Origin of the sequence: Rouxiella aceris (assembly GCF_012933545.1) — a bacterium.
Taxonomy (GTDB): domain Bacteria; phylum Pseudomonadota; class Gammaproteobacteria; order Enterobacterales; family Enterobacteriaceae; genus Rouxiella; species Rouxiella aceris.
Genome location: NZ_JAADJU010000003.1, coordinates 345236 through 368029, shown reverse-complemented (window position 1 = coordinate 368029; position 22794 = coordinate 345236). Strand labels below are relative to the sequence as shown.

The window sequence follows — 22794 nt, the reverse complement described above, 5'->3', positions numbered from 1 at the left end:
ACTTACAAACCGTAGACCAGATTAATCGAGGTCACAGTGTCGGTTTTATCCGGCGCACTGGCAGGTGGCTTGGTGTTATAAGTTACATCATAAGCCAGCTTCAGTGAGAAGCTTTTGTTGATAGCAACAATCAGCGCAGTCTCTGAGTTGATGGTGGTATCGTCATTGGCTAACACAGAAACACCTTCGCTGAATTTCGCGGTGTCACTGATTTTATAGCTGTAAGTACCAGAGCCATAAGCGATAGCTTTGGTGGTATTGCCACCCTGCTGGTACTCATCGTGACGGACACCCGGACCTGCTTCGAGGTTCAGTGTATGAACTGGACCACTCCAAATCTGACGACCGTAACCGGCAGTAGCGGTATCACGGGAGCGATAACCGTTATAACGGTCGCTTAACCAGTCACCCTGTGCAAACAGGTAGTTCTGATCGTCCATATTATAACGAGAACGGCCACCGGCCTGATACTTTTCAGAAGAACGCACACCTGATGAAGAAGCGTTACGCGCCGAACCCCACAGGCTGTAGGCGGTGTTGGTCTGGAACCAGGTCATGGTGGTATCAGCGCTCAGGCTCGAGTTGCTGGTATTACCCGTTTGCGCGCTATAACCCGCCTGAACGTTACCATCAAAGCTTTTCTTGGCGGTGGCAGGATCGTCTAACGCGGTGAACACGCTGGTATCGGCGAGACTTGAAAGACTAAACAGCGCCGCACCACAAACGATAGCGCAGGCTGGTAAATGACGAACAACCCGAAAAAACATTTTGTTTCCCCAATAGATTTAAGGCAAATAACGACATGTTGCCGACGAATAATTATGCCATTAATTGAATTCCCTCAATCAGGCCTGCAGATCCTTTACGTGGCATTTGCATAATTAACAGCCAACCAATATACAGCATTAACGCGGAAATATCCCTTTTTACCGCTGCGTTTTAGCGCATTCTTAGGGTTATATATCTTTTGAAATAGATACATACAAAAACATTACGCTTTGACTAATAAATTCGCTGTCTGTAATCAGTTGCGAATATAGCCAATGTTCTGTTTTTATTCCCTTACAGACCGCACTTTCACTGCCAATCCTTGTTGCACTCGCCCATCGACGACTGCGTCACTGCCCCGATCGGCACAATTTCCTGTCAAGCCGGCTCTGTACCTTGTCCTTTTCTCCAGAGCAGGTTAGTTTTAAACTATCGCACATTAAACAGAATTCTTTGCCGCGGTTTTCGCTGGCAGCTTCAGGAGGAATGGTCATGGCACTTCAGCAAGAGATTATCCAGGCTCTGCATGTTAAACCCCAAATCGATGCAGAGCAGGAAGTTCGCGTCAGCGTGGATTTCCTAAAAACTTACCTGCGCGCTCACCCATTTATAAAGTCATTGGTACTTGGCATAAGCGGCGGGCAGGATTCTACTCTTACCGGTAAACTTTGCCAAACGGCAATTAACGAGTTACGTCAGGAGTCGCCGGATGCAGGCTATCAGTTTATTGCCGTTCGCCTGCCGTATGGCGTTCAGGCCGATGAAGCCGACTGCCTCGATGCCATCAGTTTTATCAAGCCAGATCAAGTGTTAACGGTTAACATCAAAAATGCAGTGTTGGCTAGCGAAGCGACATTGCGTGAGATTGGCATTGAGCTGAGCGATTTTATCAAAGGCAATGAAAAAGCCCGCGAACGCATGAAAGCGCAATACAGTATTGCTGGTATGAAAGCCGGTGTGGTGGTCGGCACCGACCATGCAGCGGAAGCGGTTACCGGATTTTTTACCAAGTATGGCGATGGCGGCACCGATATCAACCCGATTTTCCGCCTTAACAAGCGCCAGGGTAAAGCCCTGCTCAAGCATTTGGGCTGTCCGGCCCATCTGTATACCAAGGCACCCACCGCTGACCTGGAAGACAACCGTCCCGCTCTGCCGGATGAAGTGGCGCTCGGCGTTACCTATGAGCTGATTGATGATTATCTGGAAGGCAAAACACTGGAACCGCAATACGCCACCATTATTGAAAACTGGTATCTGCGTACCGAGCATAAACGCCAGCCGCCGGTAACGGTATTCGACGATTTCTGGAAGAAATAAATCCCTGCGTTATCTGGCCAGGACATGCTACGCCGTGTTCTGGCCTTTCTCATCTGGTCGTTTCCTTGCCCTCTATTTAACACAGCAGTTTGCAATTATTCACAAAATCATTACTCTTGTTGCCCTTTGTAGAATGGACGCACCGCAAGACTATGCAAAAATTTCTTTTTCTGTTATTGACCCTGGTGTTATTGGGCCCGCTGGGTATCGATCTCTATCTGCCGGCCATTCCGGCTATTGCCCTTGGTTTGGGCAGCAGCGAAAGCGTTATCCAGGCCTCCATTTCGTTGTTTATTTTGGTGCTGGGTCTCGGTCAATTGTTAGCTGGCCCGTTGGTCGATCGTTATGGCCGCCGACCGATCGCCATTGCCGGCATCATGCTTTATATGCTGGGAGTGACAATAGCCGCCACCTCGGTAAATGCGCCGATGTTTATGGCTTCACGGGTGGTACAAAGCCTGGCGGTTTGCTGTACCTCGGTGGTGGTTTTCAGCAGCGTGCGCGATCGCCTGCAAGGAGATGACGCCGCCCGCGCCTTTGGTTTTCTCAACGGCACGCTGAATATCGTTCCAGCCTTGGCCCCGCTGATCGGCGGGCTGATTGCGCAATATTATGGCTGGCGTGCGCCCTTTTGGGCATTGCTCGGTTATACGCTGATGGCGTTGTTGCTGGTGTTGGCCTTTCTCGCAGAAACACGCCCGGCCAATACACAACAGGTTGGCCGTCTGCCGGTGGGGCAATATATCGGCATATTGCGGGACAAAAACTTTTTGATCTTTGCGCTGGTCAATGCCGGGGCGATGGGCATGGCGTTAACCTATGTCTCGCTGGCCCCCGGTGTATTAATGAGTCGCGGCGGCCTGACGCCGCTCCAGTTCTCGCTGGTATTTGGCGCGAACGGTTTTTGGATCATGCTGATGAGTTTTATTGCCAACCGCATTATCCGCAAGCTGGGGCGTCCGCTATGCCTGACGATCGGTGGCCTGTTAATGTTGATTGGCGGCAGTGGTCTGCTGGCTGGCTTGGTGCTGTTACCTGCACAACTCCAGCTGGCTACCTGGGTGTATATGGTGCCGGTAGCCAGCGCCTGTGCCGGTCTGGCCTTTGTTATCGGCCCGGCAACCAGCTATGCCCTCGAACCTTACTCCAGTCAGGCCGGGATCGCCTCGGCATTAGTGGGGTTTGTACAGATGGCCGGTGGTGCCGCCCTCGGCCTGATTGCCATGGCGTTGCCCTTGCCGCCGAAAGCCAGCCTGGCGTTAGTGATGCTGACGGCGTTTGTACTGGCCTGGGCGGCAAAACGACGCAGTAAAAGGGTCAAGGGAACACTCAGAGCGCTATCACCAGAAACCTTGGGCTAAAAAGGGGATTAGGGAAATATTGCGGATACCCGGCGATTAACCCGGGCATCCTTGCCGACAAGGAACTCCACCAACCGGACCTTAGCTTGCCGGATATATTTTCTGCTCACGCTCAGACGGAGAGACAAAACCCGGGCGATAACGAGACACTGCCAGATCATCGGAGGCAATGGCCGGGGTCACGCCCGAGATGATATCCGCCAGCAACTGTCCGGAACCACAGGCCATGGTCCAGCCCAGGGTACCGTGGCCGGTATTGAGATAGAGATTTTTAAACGCTGTTTTACCGACAATTGGCGTACCGTCGGGGGTCATTGGACGCAGTCCGGTCCAGAAGGTGGCATCCTCGATACGCCCGCCGTTGGGATAGAGATCGCGCACGACCATCTCCAGAGTAGCGCGGCGCGCTTTTACCAATTGGGTGTTAAAACCGACAATCTCGGCCATACCGCCAACACGAATGCGTTGATCAAAGCGGGTGATGGCAATTTTATAGGTTTCATCCAGCACCGTAGAAAACGGCGCGGCGCTTTCATCGCTAATCGGGATCGTGAGTGAGTATCCTTTCAGGGGATAGACGGGAATACTCACTAAATCAGCCAACAGCGCGGTAGAGTAAGACCCGAATGCCACCACGTAAGCATCGGCCTTGACCGTCTCATTGCCACATTGCACCCCGGCAATCTGACCATTTTCTACCCATAGCCGATCAACATTTTTATTGAATTCAAAGGTGACGCCAGCCTGACGTGCCATCTCAGCCAACTGGCGAGTAAACAGCTGACAGTCTCCGGTTTCATCATTGGGCAGACGCAGGCCGCCAGTAAGCTTATGCGCCACCTGCGCCAACGCCGGTTCGGCACTGGCCAACTGGCTGGACTCCAGCAACTGGTAGGGAACCCCGGCCTCTTTCAGTACCGCAATATCCTTGGCAGCGCTGGCAAACTGTTGCTCGGTGCGAAATAGTTGCAGAGTCCCGCCCTGTCGCCCTTCGTACTGAATGCCGGTATCTTCACGCAGCGCTTTTATACAGTCGCGACTATATTCCGCCAGCCGCACCATGCGGCTTTTATTGGTTTGATAATGGCGCATATCGCAGTTACGCAGCATTTGCCACATCCATTTGAGTTGCGTACTGCTGCCATCAAGGCGGATAGCCAGGGGCGCATGACGCTGAAACATCCATTTAATAGCTTTGAGCGGCACGCCAGGTGCTGCCCAGGGTGCCGCATAACCTGGTGAAATCTGACCGGCATTGCCTGCACTGGTTTCTTCTGCCGGACCGGGTTGGCGATCGATAACCGTCACCTGATGACCCGCTTTTGCCAGATACCATGCACTGGCGACACCAACGACTCCACCGCCCAAAATCACCACTCGCATACTCGACTCCATTTTAACGCTGTGTATAGCATAATATTCTGAAGGTGAAGTTTGAGTCATTTGCTGTACTGAGCCACTCACACCGTCGGAACTGTGAATAATTTCACAGACAGTTATCGTTCAAAGTAGATTTTTTTTCAATAGCTGCAATTAAATAACATGACATCGCTCTTTTTTCGGCTTGAATAAGAAAAACACCACATAATTGCAGGTAATAACTGTTTTGTTAGCAGTTTCTTCGGCAAGAAAAGATCGCAACCATAATTAGCATATAACACTAATAAATTGTCATTATTTCGGAACAATACGCCAAACAACCCCATCAAAATAATATTCTCTAAACCATTACGCTTAACGGCTTTGGCAGCCGGGAACCGGCGACAGGTATTTTCCACCCACAGATAACAATAGCTTTCCTAAAACCCTGCCAAATCCGTCCTGAAACACCTGACAACACCAACCCTGCTCTTCAAGGAGTCTCTGTTATGTCATCGCCCGTTACTCGTTCCAACGACCCCCGATTGATGCGACCTGATGAGAATGCTATTGCTGATCCACATCCCATTCGCCCACTCCTCGCCAAACGCACCTTTCCTGCCAACACCAGCCCGCCGGTCAGCAAAACGCCGGACCCTACCGGCAACGATACCCTCGCCGCCCATACTCTCACTCTGCAGACCAATGGCAGCTTGTTATTTGAACATGTTCGCCATAGCAACCTCTCACCCTATGCCCTTGACACCAGCGTTTATCCCGACAAGGCGGTCAGCGATCGGCCATTGTCCAACGATCAGCAAGAGGGGATTTTTAATGTGCGCAGCAGCGAAAATGATCTGATACCCGGCCATCAGGTGGAATCGACACGCCGTTATCTGCTGCGTTGGCACAGTTTTCCGGTGCTGGAAAACTGGAGTAAGGCGCTGACCCAGCCGGGGTATCCGCCGTTAAAAGTCATTGCAGATAGCAAACCCGGGACCTGGACCGTGGAACCCAATGCGGTTCTCTTCGCCATGGCAGAAAGCCTTTATGCCTATCACGGCAAACCGCTGGCCGGGGTTCTTGATCCAAAAACCCAATTAATCAGCGAGGGAAAAGAGAGTTATGTGCATATCCATGGCCGCAATTTTCCTGTGGAAGAGCACAAGATAAAACCGCCGCTGGCGATTGCCAACAGCCAGCAAAAAGGCCTCGCCAACGGAGCACCGCGAGTAGCCAGGCAACCGCCAATCGATGGCTTTTTTATTAAAACCCCGCCCGGATTATCGGCGAGCGACTGGCCACCGCTGCAAATTGTACGCAATAACAGCAGCGGAGAGTGGACTCCGCTTTTCTCTGCCGCCCATATTGCCACCCTGCTAACCCTGCTGGCAGAAACAGGTTTGTATGGGTTCACAAAACAAAAAGATAGCAAGGTGCAAAATTTCCAGCTCGGCAGCCACTATGCCCCGGTCGCCAATAATATCGTTGCTAAAATCGGCAGTATAAGCCTGCCAGCGGTGATCCACCACGGCGGACGTCTGCCGGCCGTGCCGGTGAAATGGGATCCTCTGCATCGTCGATATTATATTTATTCGGCTCCCCAGCCCGCCATCGCCCCCTCTTTTACCGAACGCGAAGCCTGGGGAATACGTCTGCTGATGGTCGGTCATATGATGCGCAACCCGATTCAGGGTGCCACCGAGCTAATCAAAGGCATGCAGAACGATGCCCAGGCCCAGGAAAGGTTGGCGGCGTTTATCCACAGCGGCCAGTGGCCGGAAGATAGTAGCGTCAGCGGCTTGTCCGCCCAGCTGGCAGACATGGCGTTTAATGTCGCTTTTGGCATTGCATCGGATAAGGGATCGGTTGGTGTCAATGTTTTCAGCTGGGCATTTACCCTGCTGGGCAAGGCGCTGCTCAATCAGCCAGTGACCAGGGAAGATGCCGAGGAGATCCTCGCCGCCGGTGCAGATATTATGGATGTAGGCATCGACCAGGTGATGCATAAGGCGTTTAAAAAAGTCACAGTAACCGCAGCAAAAAAATCCCTGGTTGATAACCCGCTACTACGCTGGGCGGAGTCTAAAGCCGTTGATGAACCTCATCTGCAACGGGACAGCCACTACCCCAATCTCTGGCGACATAGCGAAACGGGACAGCTCTATGTGCAGCAGCAACAGCACTTCCCTCGCTATATGCCGGTAGTGAAACGGGCAGAAAACAGCTTTGTCAGCGAGTCTTATGGTCATAAAAAAACGCAACGCTATCTGACGGCGGGCAAGGATGGCCAGTTGCATACCATGACCTCCGCCCAGCAATCCGCCTGGTTAAACGCTCACCCTACGCAGCTTGAATTGCAGCAACGACATTACCGTGAGATAGAGGTTACCGGCCGTGATGGCAGTAAAAGCACTGGCTACGTGGCAATTAACAATGAGGCGATTAAAACCGTCTACCGCTTTGTGCCGGAAAGTCGCAGTTTTACCCAGAGCGGGCAGTCGGTAGACGCCCAGGGGCGGGTTATCGGCTTATTGGGTGGCGGCCCCAGGAAACGGCCAGCGATGGATAAAACGGGAGAACCCCCGGAAAAACGGCCAGCCAGAGCACCAACAGAAGAAGACCTGATCACCTGGCGAGATATGTCGCCAGCAGACCGCAAGGCTGCCGGGGGTGTCACTGGCTATGCCAGAGCGCAAGGGATTAACCCGGGTTCCTGGGGAAATCTGGCCAAGAGCGATGGACTTACCGCGCAAGGCGAATTAAGGCTGACCAACACCCGGGCACCGACAGTGGATGATCTGAAAGCCTGGCGGGACATGTCACAGGAACAACGGGATGCCGTCGGCGGCGCTATCGGCTATGCCAGAACGCAGGGAATTAACCCAGGTTCCTGGGGGACGCTGGCCAGGAGCCAGGGGCTTACCCCACAAGGCGAGTCAAGACTGAGCAAAACCCGGGCACCGACGCAAGATGACCTGAAAGCCTGGCGCGATATGTCACCGGCAGAACGGGAAGCCGCCGGTAGCGCAGCCAGCTATGCCAATAAGCATGGCATTAATCAGAGTGCCTGGTCGCGACTGGTCAAGAGCGATGGACTGACACTTTCAGGAGAATCAAAACTGATCGAAACCCGCCCTCCCACCAATGATGACCTGATCGCCTGGCGGGATATGTCGCAGGCAGAACGAGATGCAGCCGGCGGCACGATCGGTTATGCCAGCCGACATGGCATTAATCAGGGCTCTTGGGCGCAACTGGCCAAGAACAACGGACTGGCTGCACAAGGCGAGTCAAGACTGATCGAAACCCGAGCGCCGAGCCATGAGGACCTGAAAGCCTGGCGCGATATGTCACCGGCAGAACGCAAGACGGCCGGGGGCGCAGCTGGCTATGCCAGGACGCAGGGTATAAATCCAGGTTCCTGGGGGAATCTGGCCAGGAACGATGGATTGACTCCGACAGGCGAGTCAAGACTGACCAAAACCCGGGCACCGACCCATGATGACCTGAAAGCCTGGCGGGATATGTCGCAGGCAGAGCGGGATGCCGTTGGCGGCACTGTCGGCTATGCCACCCGACATGGCATTAATCCGGGTACCTGGGGCAGTCTAACCAGGAACGACGGGCTTACCCTCAAGGGCGAGTCAAAACTGACCAAAACCCGGGCACCGACCAATGATGACCTGAAAGCCTGGCGAGATATGTCACAGGCAGAACGGGATGCCGTCGGCGGCGCGGCCAGCTATGCCATGAAGCACGGCATTAATCCGGGTACCTGGTCGCGACTGGTCAAGAGTGACGGACTGACTCAGCCAGGAGAGTCAAAACTGACCAAAACCCGGACCCCGACAGTGGATGACCTGAAAGCCTGGCGGGATATGTCACAGGCAGAGCGGGATGCCGTCGGCGGCACGGTCGGTTATGCCACCCGGCATGGCATTAATCAGGGCTCCTGGGCACAACTGGCTAAAAATGATGGACTGGCTGCGTTAGGCGAGTCAAGACTGACCGCAACCCGGGCACCGACCCATGATGACCTGAAAGCCTGGCGGGATATGACGCAGGAACAACGGGATACTGCTGGCGGCGCTGTCAGCTATGCCACCCGGCATGGCATTAATCCTGGATCCTGGGGGGCTCTGGCCAGGAACGATGGACTGACCCCCCAAGGCGAGTCAAGACTGACCACAACCCGTGCCCCCACCCAAGATGATCTGAAGACCTGGCGGGATATGTCACAGCCAGAGCGGGATGCCGCTGGCGGCACAGTAGGCTATGCCAGGAAGCATGGTATTACTCCTGGTTCCTGGGTAAGTCTGGCCAGGAACGATGGACTGACGCTGAAAGGGAAGTCAAAACTGACTAAAACGCGGGCCCCCACCCGCGATGACCTGAAAACCTGGCGTGATATGCCACAGCCAGAGCGGGATGCCTTTGGCGGTTCTGTCGGCTATGCCACCACTCATGGCATTAATCAGGGCTCCTGGTCCTCTTTCGTCCACAATAATGGGCTGTCAACAAGAGGTCTGTCCAAACTGGACAAGACTCGGGCACCAACAATTGATGATCTGAAAGCCTGGCGGGATATGTCGCAGGCAGAGCGGGATGCCGTCGGCGGTACTGTCGGTTATGCCACCAAACATGGCATTAATATGAATACCTGGGCATCGCGGGTCAACAAAAATGGGCTGTCACCACGCGGTGAACAAAAGCTTAATAGTGCGCAGGCCGAGAAAACTGCGGTCAAAACAGAAACGGATACACCGCCTCACGCCAGCGGGCCGGTTAAAATGATTTTGCTCAACGACGATGGCGGCGAGATGGAAATATATAACCCCTCCCCCTCCCGGCTGGATGATCTCCCGGCAACGGATAATAGCTTGCCGATCCTCAGGGATCCGCACGCGTTTGCTCATAGTCTGACGCTGCGCGCTGAAGGAATAAAAGATGCCAGTGAACTGAATCTTTTCGCATGGAATGGCCTGTTCGATGGGATAAACAAGATGAGCAAAAAAGAGATCGACAACGTCAAAGCTCAACTTATTGCCGAGATCCGCCGCCAGGTCAGTAACGAAACGCAGCTTGGTGCGGAAATCAGCCGCCGCATGGTGTCCCGACCCTCACACCGGGAAGATGAGCAAGGCAATATTATCAATCTGGGCAGCGGGATTTTCAATCCAGAGGCGGGCGCAACCGTGCCAAAGTTTACCGTGCTGGGTCCCTATGCCGGGGTTTTTTATGACTCAGAAGCGGCCATTAACAGAGCGACCCGACGGCTGGGAACGGAACGCAGCCTGTCTCATAGCTGGCAAACCCGCTCTTCGCAACGTATCGTCGACGGTTGGGAAAGTGGCAATGAACTGCGCAATATCAACACTCACCGGCTGGGGGATGCCCCGGCGGTGGCCGCAGAGCCAAACGTGGCCATCGTCCGCGTAGGTAAAAACCTTTCCTTTTATGTCACCAGCAAAAACGTAAAACCCGGTGAAGAGTATTTTGTCGATTACGGTCCCGGCTACAATCGACACTTTGCCATGGATCACGCCAAAAAAGAGGAGCAGATGGCGCAATTCTGGCTTGACCGCCGTCTTGAAGCCGAATCGCTGGGCATTTCCCTGGAACATCTGGCCTGGCGCTATTATCTCGACCCAAAAGAAGTGGGTCGGGCGGTACTGCAGTTCAGGCAACAAAACAGCGGCGGACAGGCGCTGGATGACGCGGCCAGGCACTGGCTGGACAATCACCCGCTGCCCGCCAATCGGGCAAAAACGCAGGAAGTAGCCCATTTATACCTCAACCATCAGGCCGAAGCCGAAAGCTGGGGTATCACGCCAACGCGTATGGCAGAGCATTATGGTGTTCAGGAGCAGGCGCTGCGTAAAAAAATAGCCCATCCCCCGGCATCGAAGAAACAGGGCAAACTGTCCGCCGATGCCGACAAATGGCTGGAGGACAACCCGCTTCAGGACCACGCAATCAAAATCAAACAGGAACCGGCAAACTTTGCCGAGGATTCACCGCTGGCCTGGCTGGCGGCCAATATTAATCAATCCGGCGCCTGGGTTGACCCTTCGTTTGAGGCCATGCCGCGGCTGATTGCCGGCAGCAATACTCTGCGCCAGGCAAACGCATTTCTGGTGATCACCCATCAAAATAATGGCATCAGTCAGATTATTGATTCGCGAACCGGCAATATCGTTGAGCCGCAGGATGCGATTTACAGCGGCCGCCGCCTGGTGGTTATCCAGCAGAAGGGAAATCATTATGACGCCTGGACCAACCCTCAGCAGAATGTCACTTTTCTCAAGCCGGACAACGATCATCCTTATTACCGTGTTAACACGGCGGATGGGGGTAATCAGTGGCAGCCGATCGCAGAATCAGGTTACTGCATGACGGAAGCCACCGCAGCGGCGCTGATCAGCCGCAACCGGACTCAGGCGGTGACCACAGGAGATATTCAGGAATATGCCCATAGTCTGCGCAATGATATTCGCGAGCGAATATTGACACTGGGTGAAACAGAGCGGCAGCAACTGGAAGCCACTATTCCCAGGCACTAACTACTTTGTGCTTAGTAGGTGTCAATCTGACACCTACAGAATAGAGGTCGCCAGGCTTACCCAATATTCCCGCCAAAATGCCAACAACAGCAAAAATTCTCTTCAAGGAGCCTGTTTTATGTCATCACCCGCCATTACTCCCCAACCGCCAAAATTGACGCAAATTAATGATAATTTTAGTGTTGATCAACGTCATGCTCATCCTGGCAAACGCACCTTCTCTGCCGATCCCAGCCCTCCGGTTACCCAAAAAACCGACTCCGCCGCCAACGATACCCTCACCCCGCATACTCTCACCCTGCAGGCCAACGGCAGTTTATTGTTTGAACATGTTAGCCACATCCACCTCCCACCCTATGCCCTGGCCACCGGCCAACGATCCGACAAGACGGTCAGCGATCGACCGCTGTCCAACGATCTGCAAGAAGGAGTGTTTAATGTACGCACGAACAAAAATGACGCCATCCCCGGCCATCAGGTTGAATCGACACGCCGCTATCTGGTGCGCTGGCACAGTTTCCCGGTGCTGGAACACTGGAGTAAGGCCCTGACCCAACCCGGATATCCGCCGCTAAAAGTGATCGCAGATACTAAGCCCGGCACCTGGACCGTCGAACCCAATGCCGTCCTCTCTGCTATGGCGGAAAGCCTGTATGCCCACCGCGGCAAGCCGCTGGCCGGTGTTCTCGACCCGAAAACGCAGCTAATTAAACAGGGAAAGGAAAGTTATGTGCATATTCATGGCCGTAATTTCCCCGTGGAAGAGCACAGGGAAAAGCCCCCGCTGGCAATCGCCAACAGCCAGCAAAAAGGCATTAGCAACGGGCTACAGAGCATCGGCAAACAACCGCCAGTCAATGGCTTCTTTATTAGAACCCCGCCTGGACTGTCGGCAAGCGACTGGCCACCGCTACCCATTGAACATAATGGCACCACCGGAGAGTGGACCCCGGTTTACACCCCTGCCCATATTGCCACCCTGCTGACCCTGCTGGCAGAGACCGGTTTATACGGCTTCGCAAAACAAAAACATGACCCGATGCCGAATTTCCAGTTCGGCAACTACTACGCCCCGGTAGCCAATAATATCATGGCTAAAATCGGCAATATAAGCCTGCCAGCGGTGATCCATCCCGGCGAACGCCTGCCTGCCGTACCGGTAAAGTGGGATCCCCTTCATCACCGTTACTATATCTATTCTGCGCCTCAGGCCGCCGTGCCCCCCAGTTTTACCGAGCGGGAAAGCTGGGGAATACGCCTGCTGATGGTTGGACATATGCTGCGTAATCCCATCCAGAGCGCGACCGACCTGATCAAAGCCATGCAGAACGATCCTCAGGCTCAGGAAAGACTGTCGGCGTTTATTCAGACCGGACAGTGGACGGAAGATAACAGCATCGGCGGCATCTCGGCCCAGGGGGGGGATATGGCGTTTAATATCGCCTTTAGTATCGCGTCGGACAGAGGGTCCATCGGTGTCAATGTGGTCAGTTGGGCATTTACCCTGCTGGGCAAGACCTTGCTCAATCAGCCGGTGACCGAAGAGGATGCCGGGGAGATGCTGGCCGCCGGTGCCGATATTATGGAGCTGGGCCTCGACCATGTTGTCCATAAAACATTTAAAAAAGTGACGACCACCGTGGAAAAAAAACTGACCGATAGCCCGCTACTGCGCTGGGCGGAGTCTAAAGCCGTTGATGAACCTCATTTGCAACAAGACAGCCACTACCCCAATCTCTGGCGGCATAGCGAAACGGGACAGCTCTATGTGCAACAACAGCAGACTTATCCACGCTATCTGCCGGTAGTGAAACGGGCAGAAAACAGCTTTGTCAGCGAGTCCTATGGCAATAAAAAAACGCAACGCTATCTGACGGCGGGCAAGGATGGCCAGTTGCATACCATGACCTCTGCCCAGCAATCCGCCTGGTTAAACACTCACCCTACGCAGCTTGAATTGCAGCAACGCCATTATCGCGAGATTGAGGTTACCGCCCGCGATGGCAGTAAAAGCACCGGTTATGTGGCAATCAATAATGAGACGATTAAAACCGTCTACCGCTTTGTGCCGGAAAGCCGCAGTTTTACCCAGAGCGGGCAGTCGGTAGACGCCCAGGGGCGAGTTATCGGCTTATTCGGTGGCGGCCCCAGGAAACGACCGGCTACGGATAAAAAAGAGGGACCGCCGGAAAAACGGCAAACCAGAACAGCAACAGAAGAAGACCTGATCGCCTGGCGAGATATGTCACAGGTTGAACGCAAGGCTGCCGGAGGACCCGCCGGTTATGCCGAGACGCAGGGGATCCTTGCAGGTTCCTGGGCTCCGCTGACTAATAAACACGGACTCTCAGCCCTCGGTTTGTCCAAACTGGCCAACACCCGTGCCCCCAGCAACGATGACCTGAAAGCCTGGCGGAATATGTCGCAGGAACAACGGGATGACGCCGGGGGTGCCAGCGGCTATGCCGCGGAGAAGAGTATTAGTTTGCGCTCCTGGGCGCGACTGGCCAAGGGTGATGGCCTGACTCCGCAAGGTGAATCGAGACTGAGCAAAACCCGGGCGCCGACCCATGATGACCTGAAAGCCTGGCGAGATTTGCCGCAGAAACAACGAGATGCTGCTGGCGGCGCTGTCGGTTATGCCGCTGAACATGGTATTAATCCGGGTTCCTGGCAACTGCTGGCCAGGAACTATGGACTGACGGCGAAGGGAGCATCAAAACTGGCAACCACCGAAACCCGGGCACCGACCCATGCCGATCTGAAAATATGGCGGGATATGACCCAGGCAGCACGGGATGCTGCAGGCGGGTCGACCGGTTATGCCACGACGCATGGCATTACCCTGAGCAGTTGGAATCTACAGGTCAACAATAGCGGACTGACGCTGCGAGGCAAGTCAAGGCTGACGAAAACTCATGCCCCCTCCCACGTTCACTTGCTGGCCTGGCGGGATATGACACAGGAACAGCGGGATGCCACTGGCGGTGCTGTCGGCTATGCCACAAAACACGGCATTAATCAGGGCTCCTGGGGGAATCTGGCCAGAAACGATGGACTGACGCCACAAGGCGAGTCACGACTGAGTGAAACCCGTGCGCCAACTAATGAAGATTTGAAGACCTGGCAGAATATGCCACAGGCAGAACGGGATGCCGCCGGTGGCGCTTCCGGTTATGCCATTGCGCACAGTATTAGTCAAAGTACCTGGTCACGACTGGCCAAGAACGATGGTTTGACACCGCCAGGAGAGTCAAAACTGACCAAAACCCGGCCCCCAACCAATGATGACCTGAAAGCCTGGCGGGATATGTCACAAGAACAACGGGACACTGCTGGCGGCGCTGTCGGCTACGCCAGCAAACACGGTATTAATCAGGGTTATTGGCCGCAGCTTGCCAGAAACGATGGACTGACGGCTCAAGGTGAGTCAAGACTGACGGCAACCCGGGCACCGACTCATAATGACCTGAAGGCCTGGCGGGATATGTCGCAGGCGGCACGGGATAATACAGGCGGCGCAGCTGGCTATGCCACCCGGCATAGCATTAATACGGGTACCTGGGGCAGCCTGGCCAGGAACGATGGGCTGACGCTAAAGGGAGAGTCAAAACTTAAGGAAACCCGGGCACCGACCAACGATGACCTGAAAGCCTGGCGGGATATGTCGCAGGAACAACGGGATGCTGCCGGAGGTGTGGTCGGTTATGCCACCACCCACAACATTAATCTGGGCACCTGGTGCTCATGGGTCAACAATAACGGGCTGTCGCCAAGAGGTTTATCCCGACTAACCAAAACCCGCCCCCCCAGCAACGATGACCTGCGAACGTGGCGGGATATGTCACAATCAGCCCGGGATACCGCAGGCGGCTCTGCTGGCTATGCTATCAAGAATTCAATAAATCAGAGCTCCTGGGGATCGCTGGTCAACAATAATGGGCTGTCACCGCGCGGTGAAAAAAAGCTTAATAGCGCGCGGGCCGAGAAAAACGCGGTCAAAACAGAAACGGATACACCGCCTCACGCCAGCGGACCGGTTAAAATGATTTTGCTCAACGACGATGGCGGCGAGATGGAAATATATAACCCCTCCCCCTCCCGACTGGATGATCTCCCGGCAACGGATAATAACCTGCCGATCCTCAGGGATCCGCACGCGTTTGCTCATAGCCTGACACTGCGCGCCGAAGGGATAAGCGATGCCAGTGAACTGAATCTTTTCGCATGGAATGGCCTGTTCGATGGGATAAACAAGATGAGCAAAAAAGAGATCGACAACGTCAAAGCTCAACTTATTGCCGAGATCCGCCGTCAGGTCAGTAACGAAACGCAGCTTGGTGCGGAAATCAGCCGCCGCATGGTGTCCCGCCCCTCACACCGGGAAGATGACCAGGGCAATATTATCAATCTGGGTAGCGGGATTTTTAATCCAGAGACGGGTGCCACGGTGCCGAAGTTTACCGTGCTGGGTCCCTATGCCGGAGTTTTTTATGACTCGGAGCCGGCCATTAAACGGATGGTTCGCCGTATGGGCACCGAGCGTAGCCTGTCTCATAGCTGGCAAACCCGCTCTTCGCAACGTATCGTCGACGGTTGGGAAAGTGGCAATGAACTGCGCAATATCAACACCCACCGGCTGGGGGATGCCCCGGCGGTGGCCGCAGAGCCGAACGTAGCCATGGTCCGCGTGGGTAAAAATCTTTCCTTTTATGTCACCAGCAAAAATGTGAAACCCGGTGAAGAGTATTTTGTCGATTACGGCCCCGGCTATAATAGTCACTTTGCCATGGATCACGCCAAAAAAGAGGAGCAGGTGGCGCAATTCTGGCTTGACCACCGTCTTGAAGCCGAATCGCTGGGCATTTCACTGGAGCATCTGGCCTGGCGCTATTATCTCGACCCAAAAGAAGTGGGTCGGGCGGTACTGCAGTTCAGGCAACAAAACAGCGGCGGACAGGCGCTGGATACTGCTGCCAGGCGCTGGCTGGATAATCACCCGCTGCCCGCCAATCGGCCAAGAACGCAGGAAGTGGCCCATTTATACCTTAACCATCAGGCCGAAGCCGAAAGCTGGGGTATCACGCCAACGCGTATGGCAGAGCATTATGGTGTTCAGGAGCAGGCGCTGCGTAAAAAAATAGCCCATCCCCCCGCATCGAAGAAACAGGGCAAACTGTCCACCGATGCCGACAAATGGCTGGAGGACAACCCGTTTCAGGACCATACGGTTAAAGTCAAACAGGAACCGGCAGACTTTGCCAGTAATTCGCCGCTGGCCTGGCTGGCGGCCAATATTAACCAATCCGGTGCCTGGGTTGACCCTTCATTTGAGGCTATGCCGCGGCTGATTGCCGGCAGCAATACTCTGCGTCAGGCAAACGCATTTCTGGTGATCACCCATCAAAATAATGGCATCAGTCAGATTATTGATTCGCGAACCGGCAATATCGTTGAGCCGCAGGACGCCATTTATAGCGGCCGCCGCCTGGTGGTTATCCAGCAGAAGGGAAATCATTATGACGCCTGGACCAACCCTCAGCAGAATGTCACTTTTCTCAAGCCAGACAACGATCATCCTTATTACCGTATTAACACGGCGGATGGGGGTAATCAGTGGCAGCCGATCGCGGAATCAGGTTACTGCATGACGGAAGCCACCGCAGCGGCGCTGATCAGCCGCAACCGGACTCAGGCTTTAAGCGGGGGTGATATTCAGGAATATGCCCATAGTCTGCGCAATGATATACGCGAGCGAATATTGACGCTGAGTGAAACAGAACGGCAGCAACTGGAAGCCATAATCCCCAATAATTAAGTTCTCTGCCAGTGTAAATAACCTGCTATTCGGTCTTGAGACCGCCATTTAACCAATGGCGGTTTTTTTATCATCTAACTGTGCCAGCAAGTATGGAACCTGCAGTAAATCTTATTCACCCAGATATAAAATATTTCCCGCAAAAATACTCCCCATCCCGGCACTCAGATTCAATTACCGCCGGGTTAACAGGTCGCAACAGGAGTCTCTTGTATGTCTTTACCCACCATTCGCGCTACCGACCCGACTTTCACGTCAGTGGAGGATCATGCAATTACCCAGCCCCACCACATCCGTCCACATCTCGGCAAACGCACTTTCTCTGCCGACCCCAGCCCCCCTGCAACCAAAACACCAGCCGCCACTGGCAACAATACTCTCACCCCACATACTCTGACCCTGCAAGCCAACGGCAACTTAGTGTTTGAACATGTCAGCCGTACCCACCTTACCCCCTATGCCCTGGGCACAGGCGTCAGTGCAGACAAAACGGTCAGCGATCGTCCATTGTCCAAAGATCAGCAGGAGGGTATTTTCAATGTGCGTAGCAGTAAAAATGATGCCATTCCCGGCCATCAGGTTGAAGCGACGCGACGCTATCTGGTGCGTTGGCACAGCTTCCCGGTACTGGAAAACTGGAGTAAGGCCCTGACCCAACCGGGCTATCCGCCGTTAAAAGTAATCGCCGATGCCAAACCCGGCACCTGGACCGTCGAACCCAATACCCTCCTCACTGCCATGGCGGAAAGCCTTTATGCCCACCGCGGCAAGCCATTGGCCGGTGTTCTCGACCCGAAAACCCAGTTATTCACCGAAGGAAAGGCGCGTTATGTGCATATCCACGGTCGCAATTTTCCCGTGGAGGAGCACAAGATAAAACCGCCGCTGGCGATAGCCAACAGCCAGCAAAAAGGCATTAGCAACGGGCTACAGCGCATCGCCAAACAACCGCCGATCAATGGCTTCTTTATTAAAACCCCGCCTGGATTGTCGGCGAGCGACTGGCCATCGCTACCCATTGAATACAATGGCACCACTGGGGAGTGGTCCCCGGTTTTCACCCCCGCCCATATTACCACCCTACTGACCCTGCTGGCTGAGACCGGCTTATATGGCTTCACAAAACAAAAACATGGCAAGGTGCAGAATTTCCAGTTCGGCAACCACTACGCCCCGATAGCCAATAATATCATCGCAAAAATCGGCAGTCTCAGTCTGCCAGCGGTGATCCACCACGGCGGACGTCTTCCTGCCGTGCCGGTAAAGTGGGATCCCCTGCACCATCGTTACTATATTTACTCCGATCCCCAAGCTGCCGTGTCCCACGATTTTACTGAACGGGAAGCCTGGGGAATACGTCTGCTGATGGTCGGGCATCTGTTGCGCAATCCTATCCAGGGTGCGACAGACCTGATCAAAGCCATGCAGAACGATCCTCAGGCTCAGGAAAGACTGTCGGCATTTATTCAGACCGGACAGTGGACGGAAGATAACAGCATTGGTGGTATTTCGGCTCAGGGGGGCGATATGGCATTTAATATCGCGTATAGCGTCGCATCGGACAGAGGGTCCGTTGGCGTCAATGTGGCCAGTTGGGCATTAACCCTGCTGGGCAAGGCCCTGCTCAATCAGCCGGTGACCAAAGAAGATGCCGAGGAGATCCTCGCTGCCGGTGCCGATATCATTGATTTGGGCCTTGATCATGTTGCCCATAAGACGTTCAAAAAAATAACGGTTGCCGCATCAAATACTCCGCAGCTCTCCCCTGCGACAGCGTCCCCGCAAAAAAAACGGGTTGATAGCCCGCTACTGCGCTGGGCAGAGGCTAAAGCCGTTGATGAACCTCATCTGCAACAAGACAGCCACTATGCCAATCTCTGGCGACACAATGAAACGGGAAAACTCTATGTGCTCCAGCAACAGCACTTCCCTCGTTATCTGCCGGTAGTGAAACGGGCAGACAGCAGCTTTGTCGCTGAGCCCCATGGCACTAAAAAAACGGAAAAGTATTTAACGGCGGGCCAGGATGGCCAGTTACATACCATGACCTCAGCTCAGCAATCCGCGTGGCTAAACAAGCACCCCTCACAGTTGGAACTGCAGCAACGCCATTATCGCGAGATTGAGGTTACCGCCCGCGATGGCAGTAAAAGTATCGGTTATGTGGCAATCAATAATGAGACGATTAAAACCGTCTACCGCTTTGTGCCGGAAAGCCGCAGCTTTACTCAGAGCGGACAATCGGTGGATGCCGAAGGACGCGTGATCGGCTTATCAGGCGGCGCACCGGCAAAACGTCCCGCCTCCGCAGTGTCAGGAGCTCCAGCGGCAAAAAACCCTAAAGCCGATCTGCTACCTGAGCAGCAAGCATGGCTTGATGCCAACAGGTTGGATCCAAACGAACAGGGCAAAGTATCGGCAAGAGAGGTGGCCGTACAGTATGTCGATCATAAAGCCGCAGCGAACTGGACCGGCATCACCCAACTGCAGATAGCCAGCTACTATCAGGTCAATCCCAGCACGCTGCGCGGTGAAATTACCCGGGAACAAGCAGCACGAGTGCCGCCAAATGCGCAACAGGCGGCCTGGCTGAAAGGCAATGAATTAAAGGGCAAGAGAGGGATGGAGGAAGTAGCACGGCTGTATATTACCAACAAACGCAAACCAGACTGGCCCGGTATTACCACGGCACAGTTGGCCAATTACTATCAGTTAAGCCCGAACACCCTGCGCACCTCCATATTCCGCCAGGAGGCAGCAAAGAAGTTGTTGGATCCAACACAAGCTATCTGGCTTAAGCAGCACGGTATAACGCCGAATGCCGAGGGCAAGGTCAAAACGGAGGATGTTGCCAGGCAATATGTGACAATGAAAGGCACTCCTGACTGGCCTAATATCTCCCAGGCACAGATGGCAAAATATTATGGCGTTAACCAAAACTCGTTGTGTCATAAAATAGCCAAGTTAGAGGCACTAAACCAACAGCTTAAACCGGAGCAACAAGCCTGGCTTGATGCCAATCCGCTACAACTTAACCAGCAGGGTAAAGTTCAGGTCGGAGTAGAGAAAGTGGCAAAGCTGTATGTAGACCACAAAAATACCCCTGGATGGCCGAATATATCGCGGCACCAGATGGCTGAATATTATAAAGTCAATCCAGATACTCTGCTCTCGGAAATAAAATGGGAACAGGAAGCGCGCAAGCCGCTAAAGCCAGAACAAAAACTGTGGATTGAGCAGCATTTGCTCGAAAGGGATGGCAAGGGAAAGGGCCGTTCATGGGATATCGCCAAGCAATATATTGAACATAAAGATACCGCAGAGTGGCCCGGCATCACCGAGGCGCAGCTGGCCCGCTACTATAAGGTGAAGGCAAGCACGCTACATATCGCGGTCAATCGTCAACTGTCAGCCCAAAAGCAACTTACGCCAGAGCAGGAAATCTGGATTAAGCAGCACAGTTTACAGCCGAATCAGTCGGGAAATATACCCTCGGAGGAGGTGGCAAAACTCTATCTTAAGCATAGAAATAGTGCGGATTGGCCAGGCCTGACACAGTCACAGATGGCCGAACATTATCAGATAAACCTCCACACCCTGTTATCGGCAATAACTACCCAACAGCGCAAGCAAAATTCACCGACGCTAACACCAACGCCAACGCCGCCGACGGTGATTAAGATAGAGGCAGATAGCCAGCCTTATACCAAAGGCCCGGTAAAATTGATCACATTCACCGATTCCGGCGATGAAATCGATATCCATAATCCGACACCCTCGCGACTGGATGATATTCCCATTGTAGATAACAACCTGCCTATTCTTCGCGATCCGCAAGATTTTACCCACAGCCTGACGTTGAGTGCCGAAGGAAAAACTCACGCCAGCGAGCTCGACGTATCAAACTGGGGAGCACTGGGTGTGCTATTTCAGGATATAAGGTCGGCTAAAGCTGCCAGCAAGGCGAGAAAAGACCTAGCCCTACGACCCGCTAAAAGCGTCAAACAGATTAAGACGGAGCTGAAACAGGAATTGCAGCGTCAGATTGAAAATGAGACCCGCCTGGGTAAGGAGTTGGAAAGCCGCATGGTCTCCCTCCCCTCCCACCGCGAAGATAGCGAGGGCAATATCATTAATCTGGGTACCGGTGTATTTAACCCGCAAAACGGCAGCGACGTTGAGCCATTTACCGTCCTTGGCCCTTATGCCGGGGTATTTCTGGATTCTAAAGCCGCGCATAGTTATACCGATCGGCATATCGGCAGCATCAGAAACATCTCGCACAGCTGGGGCACCAAGGCGACAAGCCGCAGTGTCAACGGCTGGGAGAGCGGCAATATACTGCGCAATATCAACACCGATCGGCTGGGTGATGCACCGGCGGTGGGGGTGCCTAATGTGACCTTAGTGCGGGTGGGTAAAAATATTGCCTTTTATGTCACCACTAAAAAAGTGAAGCCCGGCGAGGAGTATCTTATCAGCTATGGTCCAGGCTATAACGCCCATTTCTCCATAGACAATGCCCGTAAAGAGGAGCGCCTGGCACAATTGTGGTATGACCACCGCGCAGAAATAGAAGAACAAAATATTACGCTGCAGCATATCGCCAGCCGGTCTGCTGTTTCAGCCAAATATCTCGGCAAATCAGTGCTGCATTTAAGACAGCAAAACAGTTCCGGACAGGCGCTGGCATTTGCTGCAGAGGACTGGCTTAACAAACATAAACTCCCCGATGCCGCCAACCCGGAAAATAAGTACAGGGCAACGCAGGTGGCCAATTTTTATCTGGATCATCAGGCTGAAGCCGAGAGTTGGGGGATCATGCCGACAAGGTTGGCCGAGTTTTATAATATTCCGGTGCAGAATCTTGATAACCGGGTTGCTCAACCACTAAAAAGCCGAAAACTGCCCCCGCTGACAGCGGAGGCAAAACAGTGGCTTGATAATAAGCTGGAGAATAAAGTTGCACCAAACGGCATCAATATCAAAAAAGAACCGCCTGAGGTCTCCCCGGAGTCTGGCCTCTCCTGGCTGGCAGAGAATATTAATACGCCAACAGCCTGGATCAATAATGCTTTTGAAGCCATGCCGACGCTGATTGCCCGCAGCAATACCTTGCGTCAGATTGATGCTTTTCTGGTTATCACCAACAGCAATAATGGTATCAGCCAGGTACTTGACTCGCGGACGGGGAATACCGTCAACCCGGCTATTGCACTGCAGGCAAATCGTCCGCTGTTAGTGGTGCGGCAACAGCATAACCATTATGACGCCTGGCTAAACCACCAGCATAACGTCACTTTTCTGCCGCCGGATATGCAGCATGGCTATTACCGGGTGAATGCTGCCGCTAACCAGTTATTGCCAATAGGCAAGACAGGGTATTGCATGACTGAAGCAGTGGCTGCCGGATTACTGTCAAGAGAGGGAGGCAGTCTGGCGGTGGGCAATATCCAGGAATATGGCAAAAATCTGCGTAATGATATCAGTGCATTAATCCCCACGCTTAGTCAGGCAGAACAGCAAAGTATTTTGGCCGTCACCTGACATCCGCTGATTCAGGAAAATAAATCGTAGAACGCCAGCCACGCGCGCGATAAAT

Annotated in this window: 7 protein-coding genes; 5 read left to right on the top strand and 2 right to left on the bottom strand. The window is 53.7% G+C overall.

Annotation, left to right across the window (positions count from 1 at the left end):
* Positions 1–2 precede the first annotated feature (2 nt).
* Positions 3–767 carry a DUF481 domain-containing protein gene (locus GW590_RS07660; protein WP_169402419.1) on the bottom strand — a complete coding sequence of 255 codons (765 nt, stop codon included), beginning with the start codon at positions 765–767 and terminating at the stop codon, positions 3–5.
* 493 nt (positions 768–1260) lie between these two features.
* Between GW590_RS07660 and nadE the strand changes: the two genes are divergently transcribed.
* Together nadE and GW590_RS07650 are read left to right on the top strand one after the other, a co-directional pair.
* Complete coding sequence (gene nadE / locus GW590_RS07655; RefSeq protein WP_169402418.1) at positions 1261–2088, top strand: ammonia-dependent NAD(+) synthetase; 828 nt, start codon at positions 1261–1263, stop codon at positions 2086–2088.
* Between the two features lie 152 nt (positions 2089–2240).
* Positions 2241–3449, top strand: a complete 1209-nt coding sequence (locus GW590_RS07650; protein ID WP_169402417.1) for a multidrug effflux MFS transporter — start codon at positions 2241–2243, stop codon at positions 3447–3449.
* Positions 3450–3530: 81 nt separating this feature from the next.
* Here the strand turns inward: GW590_RS07650 and GW590_RS07645 are convergent, their stop codons facing one another.
* A complete protein-coding gene (locus GW590_RS07645; RefSeq protein WP_169402416.1) occupies positions 3531–4892 on the bottom strand; it encodes a D-amino acid dehydrogenase in 1362 nt (453 codons plus the stop codon).
* Between the two features lie 425 nt (positions 4893–5317).
* Here GW590_RS07645 and GW590_RS07640 point away from each other — a divergent pair, with 425 nt between their 5' ends.
* The 3 genes from GW590_RS07640 (at position 5318) to GW590_RS07630 (ending at position 22739) form a co-directional block, all read left to right on the top strand.
* A complete protein-coding gene (locus GW590_RS07640) occupies positions 5318–11374 on the top strand; it encodes a hypothetical protein (RefSeq protein WP_169402415.1) in 6057 nt (2018 codons plus the stop codon).
* A 118-nt stretch (positions 11375–11492) separates the two neighbouring features.
* The gene (locus tag GW590_RS07635; RefSeq protein ID WP_169402414.1) at positions 11493–17192 is read left to right on the top strand and encodes an SET domain-containing protein; all 5700 of its coding nucleotides are present in this window, start codon (positions 11493–11495) and stop codon (positions 17190–17192) included.
* Positions 17193–17405: 213 nt separating this feature from the next.
* Positions 17406–22739, top strand: a complete 5334-nt coding sequence (locus GW590_RS07630) for an SET domain-containing protein (protein WP_169402413.1) — start codon at positions 17406–17408, stop codon at positions 22737–22739.
* Positions 22740–22794 lie beyond the last annotated feature (55 nt).